The 645-nt window shown below is 70.9% G+C and carries 1 pseudogene and 1 riboswitch; the pseudogene reads right to left on the minus strand.

The features are described from left to right. A pseudogene (locus tag B8460_RS00190) lies at window positions 1-326 on the minus strand (phosphomethylpyrimidine synthase ThiC); the annotation flags it as partial. Between the two features lie 50 nt (window positions 327-376). Then, window positions 377-509: riboswitch (TPP riboswitch) on the minus strand. Window positions 510-645: the final 136 nt, after the last annotated feature.

Below are 645 nucleotides of genomic sequence, written 5' to 3' on the forward strand. Positions count from 1 at the left end.
CAGGGCGGCACCAGCCGCTCGCCGCTGGCATGACCGTTGTCCTCGGGCCGCACGGGCCGGGCCTCGGCCGGCACGACGCCGCGCCGCGCGATCCATGCGGCGCGGACGGGATCGAGGCCGGCGGACAGGTCGATGGTCGCCGTCGGATCGGTGTACGGACCGGACGTGTCATAGAGCCGCAGCGGCGCCTCGCCGCAGGACGGGTCGAGCGCGATTTCCTTGAACGGCACGCGCAGGTCGGCGCGGCCTTCCGGGCTGAGGTAGACTTTGCGCGACCCGGTGACGGGGCCGGTGGTGACGACGCTCGGCTTTTGCTGGTGCGTCATATGACACGCCCTCCTGCGTTTGGGCGGAGGGACGGAGACCAATGGCGCTGCTTGCCGCTGTGTTCCGTCCCTACGCCGGCATGACCCGGATCAGGTTCAGCAGGGTCACCGCGCTGCCATGCCTGTTGCCAGACATCGATTGCGGACTCTCAGCCCCATGTCGGGGCTCCCCTCGGATGACCGCACATTCGGCGCGGATGCCGCCCGCGTCAACCGGGGCGACTCCCAGCAGACAAAGAAAAACCCCGAGCCTGGGGGGTCCAGGGCTCGGGGCTTGGCGAATGTCGGCTTGCGGCGGCCGTGCCGCCGGCCGCCGGTC

Origin of the sequence: Acidisphaera rubrifaciens HS-AP3, from assembly GCF_000964365.1 — a bacterium.
GTDB lineage: Bacteria > Pseudomonadota > Alphaproteobacteria > Acetobacterales > Acetobacteraceae > Acidisphaera > Acidisphaera rubrifaciens.